This window comes from Corynebacterium sp. 045007, from assembly GCF_040743205.1.
Lineage (GTDB): Bacteria > Actinomycetota > Actinomycetes > Mycobacteriales > Mycobacteriaceae > Corynebacterium > Corynebacterium jeikeium_D.
Map to the genome: position 1 here is coordinate 1 of NZ_JBFLKW010000037.1, position 3,787 is coordinate 3,787.

5 protein-coding genes and 1 pseudogene are annotated in these 3,787 nt (G+C 58.4%); 3 read left to right on the plus strand and 3 right to left on the minus strand.

Going from position 1 to position 3,787, the window contains the following annotated elements; all coding sequences use genetic code 11:
• Positions 1–48: 48 nt before the first annotated feature.
• The 3 genes from AB1Z34_RS11060 to AB1Z34_RS11070 all read left to right on the plus strand — a co-directional run bounded on the left by AB1Z34_RS11060 (position 49) and on the right by AB1Z34_RS11070 (position 2,122).
• Positions 49–417: a recombinase family protein gene (locus tag AB1Z34_RS11060; RefSeq protein ID WP_012360778.1), complete on the plus strand. Its 369-nt coding sequence runs from the start codon at positions 49–51 to the stop codon at positions 415–417.
• A gap of 65 nt (positions 418–482) precedes the next feature.
• Positions 483–1,286, plus strand: a complete 804-nt coding sequence (gene aph(3'')-Ib / locus AB1Z34_RS11065; RefSeq protein ID WP_001082319.1) for an aminoglycoside O-phosphotransferase APH(3'')-Ib — start codon at positions 483–485, stop codon at positions 1,284–1,286.
• Positions 1,286–2,122, plus strand: a complete 837-nt coding sequence (locus AB1Z34_RS11070) for an aminoglycoside O-phosphotransferase APH(6)-Id (RefSeq protein WP_000480968.1) — start codon at positions 1,286–1,288, stop codon at positions 2,120–2,122. Before aph(3'')-Ib ends, AB1Z34_RS11070 begins: the two co-directional genes overlap by 1 nt.
• Before the next feature lie 105 nt (positions 2,123–2,227).
• Here the strand turns inward: AB1Z34_RS11070 and AB1Z34_RS11075 are convergent.
• From AB1Z34_RS11075 to AB1Z34_RS11085, 3 genes and pseudogenes are all read right to left on the minus strand, one after another.
• A pseudogene (locus AB1Z34_RS11075) lies at positions 2,228–2,326 on the minus strand (IS481 family transposase); the annotation flags it as partial.
• Entirely contained in the window at positions 2,326–3,501 is a 1,176-nt protein-coding gene (gene cmx / locus AB1Z34_RS11080; RefSeq protein WP_005297378.1) for a chloramphenicol efflux MFS transporter Cmx, read from the minus strand. The gene cmx and the pseudogene AB1Z34_RS11075, both read right to left, overlap by 1 nt.
• 21 nt (positions 3,502–3,522) lie before the next feature.
• Positions 3,523–3,576 (minus strand): chloramphenicol resistance leader peptide, encoded by a 54-nt coding sequence (locus tag AB1Z34_RS11085; RefSeq protein ID WP_011113070.1) that lies wholly within the window; start codon positions 3,574–3,576, stop codon positions 3,523–3,525.
• Positions 3,577–3,787: the final 211 nt, after the last annotated feature.

Consider the following 3,787-nt stretch of genomic DNA (forward strand, 5'->3'; position numbering starts at 1 on the left):
CCTGGGCGAAATGCGCCTGGTAAGCAGAGTTTTTGAAATGTAAGGCCTTTGAATAAGACAAAAGGCTGCCTCATCGCTAACTTTGCAACAGTGCCCGCTCAGATCGACACCACGACTGCGTCCGGTCGCATGGTGTTCGGAATCTTCGCCACCTTGGCCGAGTTCGAGCGGGATCTGATCCGAGAGCGCACCATGGCGGGTCTCGCCTCCGCGAGAGCGCGCGGTCGCAAGGGCGGACGAAAATTCGCGCTCACCAAAGCTCAGGTGCGTCTCGCGCAAGCCGCCATGGCCCAGCGCGATACTTCAGTTTCCGATCTCTGCAAGGAACTCGGCATCGAGCGCGTCACTCTCTACCGATATGTCGGTCCCAAAGGCGAGCTCAGAGACCATGGAAAGCATGTTCTCGGACTTACGTAGCAACTCGTTTCTTTTCGCAGGTTGAGCCACCTCCGCGCTTCATCAGAAAACTGAAGGAACCTCCATTGAATCGAACTAATATTTTTTTTGGTGAATCGCATTCTGACTGGTTGCCTGTCAGAGGCGGAGAATCTGGTGATTTTGTTTTTCGACGTGGTGACGGGCATGCCTTCGCGAAAATCGCACCTGCTTCCCGCCGCGGTGAGCTCGCTGGAGAGCGTGACCGCCTCATTTGGCTCAAAGGTCGAGGTGTGGCTTGCCCCGAGGTGATCAACTGGCAGGAGGAACAGGAGGGTGCATGCTTGGTGATAACGGCAATTCCGGGAGTACCGGCGGCTGATCTGTCTGGAGCGGATTTGCTCAAAGCGTGGCCGTCAATGGGGCAGCAACTTGGCGCTGTTCACAGCCTATCGGTTGATCAATGTCCGTTTGAGCGCAGGCTGTCGCGAATGTTCGGACGCGCCGTTGATGTGGTGTCCCGCAATGCCGTCAATCCCGACTTCTTACCGGACGAGGACAAGAGTACGCCGCAGCTCGATCTTTTGGCTCGTGTCGAACGAGAGCTACCGGTGCGGCTCGACCAAGAGCGCACCGATATGGTTGTTTGCCATGGTGATCCCTGCATGCCGAACTTCATGGTGGACCCTAAAACTCTTCAATGCACGGGTCTGATCGACCTTGGGCGGCTCGGAACAGCAGATCGCTATGCCGATTTGGCACTCATGATTGCTAACGCCGAAGAGAACTGGGCAGCGCCAGATGAAGCAGAGCGCGCCTTCGCTGTCCTATTCAATGTATTGGGGATCGAAGCCCCCGACCGCGAACGCCTTGCCTTCTATCTGCGATTGGACCCTCTGACTTGGGGTTGATGTTCATGCCGCCTGTTTTTCCTGCTCATTGGCACGTTTCGCAACCTGTTCTCATTGCGGACACCTTTTCCAGCCTCGTTTGGAAAGTTTCATTGCCAGACGGGACTCCTGCAATCGTCAAGGGATTGAAACCTATAGAAGACATTGCTGATGAACTGCGCGGGGCCGACTATCTGGTATGGCGCAATGGGAGGGGAGCAGTCCGGTTGCTCGGTCGTGAGAACAATCTGATGTTGCTCGAATATGCCGGGGAGCGAATGCTCTCTCACATCGTTGCCGAGCACGGCGACTACCAGGCGACCGAAATTGCAGCGGAACTAATGGCGAAGCTGTATGCCGCATCTGAGGAACCCCTGCCTTCTGCCCTTCTCCCGATCCGGGATCGCTTTGCAGCTTTGTTTCAGCGGGCGCGCGATGATCAAAACGCAGGTTGTCAAACTGACTACGTCCACGCGGCGATTATAGCCGATCAAATGATGAGCAATGCCTCGGAACTGCGTGGGCTACATGGCGATCTGCATCATGAAAACATCATGTTCTCCAGTCGCGGCTGGCTGGTGATAGATCCCGTCGGTCTGGTCGGTGAAGTGGGCTTTGGCGCCGCCAATATGTTCTACGATCCGGCTGACAGAGACGACCTTTGTCTCGATCCTAGACGCATTGCACAGATGGCGGACGCATTCTCTCGTGCGCTGGACGTCGATCCGCGTCGCCTGCTCGACCAGGCGTACGCTTATGGGTGCCTTTCCGCAGCTTGGAACGCGGATGGAGAAGAGGAGCAACGCGATCTAGCTATCGCGGCCGCGATCAAGCAGGTGCGACAGACGTCATACTAGATATCAAGCGACTTCTCCTATCCCCTGGGAACACATCAATCTTACCGGAGAATATCGTTGGCCAAAGCCTTAGCGTAGGATTTCGCCCTCTCCCGCAAACGACCCCATCTTTGCGGCGATCGTGGCCGGATAGCCGTCTTCGACAATCAGCCGAGCTAACCGGAGACGGGCACGAGGAGTGAGAAGAGCGTTCGGATGGGTCATCAATTGGCCTCCGCCGCGGTCTTCGTAAGCGCGCGTCTGGTGAGAAGCATGATGACGAGAGCGATCGCTGTCAGCACCGAAGCGACCCAAACCGGCGCGAGCAGCCCCAGCCCGGTCGCGAGCCCGAGCGCACCAAGCACGGGCCCCGCTGCAGCTCCGATATTCAATGCTGCGGTTGCGTACGAACCGCCCATCGTTGGCGCACCCGATGCTGCATACAGCACACGCGTGATCAGAGTACTGCCGACGCCGAACGACAGGAATCCCTGAACGAGGACGAGGACGATAAGCGCAACGGGATGAGATGCGACCACTGCCAACACGATCCAGCCTGTCAGCAATAGCGGTCCGCCGACTGCGAGCACGAGGCCAGGTCGTTGATCTGATAGTCGTCCTGCGATCGTGACGCCAAGGAACGATCCGATGCCGAACATCACCAGCGCGACGGACACCCACGCTTCGGCCAAGCCCGCGGTCTCGGTCACGATGGGTGCCAGGAAGGTGAATGCCGCAAAGGTCCCTCCGTTGATCAGCGCTCCGAGTGCCATGGCCAGGATGAGCCGCGGCGTCGCCAACTGGCTGAGCTCGACACGGAGCCTTGGTGAGGTCGCGCTAGTCTCGCTCCGACCAACATTGTTCGTGACGCCACGAATGACTCCAACGGCCGCGGGAATACAGAGGATGGCGATCGCCCAGAACGTCGTTCGCCAGCCCAGCGCTGTGCCGAGCAGTGCCCCGGCGGGGACGCCCACGACGGTTGCGATCGTCGTGCCGGAGAGCAGGATCGACAGTGCACGCCCCTTCTGGTTCGCTGGCACGAGGGTAGTGGCCGTGCTCAGTGCTACGGCGAGGAATCCTGCGTTTGCGAGAGCGCTGAGCACCCGGGTGATGAGCAGGAGAGAGAACACTGGTGTCATCGCTCCGATGACGTGGCTTCCCGCGAACACGAGAAGGCAAACGATCAATGTGAGCCGCGGTGGCCAACGGCGAGCGAATGCCGCCATCACTGGCGCGCCGACGACCATACCGACTGCGAATGCGGAGGTCAGCAGGCCCGCAGTGCCGACCGAGACGTCAAGTTCGGTCGCGATCGCGGGGAGCAATCCCGCGAGCATGAATTCTGAAGTGCCCATGACGAAGACCGCCAGGGCAAGCATGTAAAGGGCAAAAGGCATCGAGTACTCCGAGGTGTGAGATCAAGAAATGGTTCTTCTTGTCACCACGGCCAGCGCCCCGGGTACGCCAGACATACGCCCACACAGATCGTGGGCGTCGTAACTAGTGGTTCAAGGGGCTGGCGGTGTGACCGACAACCCCTGACCTGTCTGATTCGGGACTCGACATGCCCCAAACTCTAACATGCCTTTGGGGTTGCCCGCAAATCGTGGACACGTAGTGGGGCTACCTAGTGTTTAGGCAGCTATTTCTTTTCTACTGGTGGTTAGACCAATGTGGTTTTCG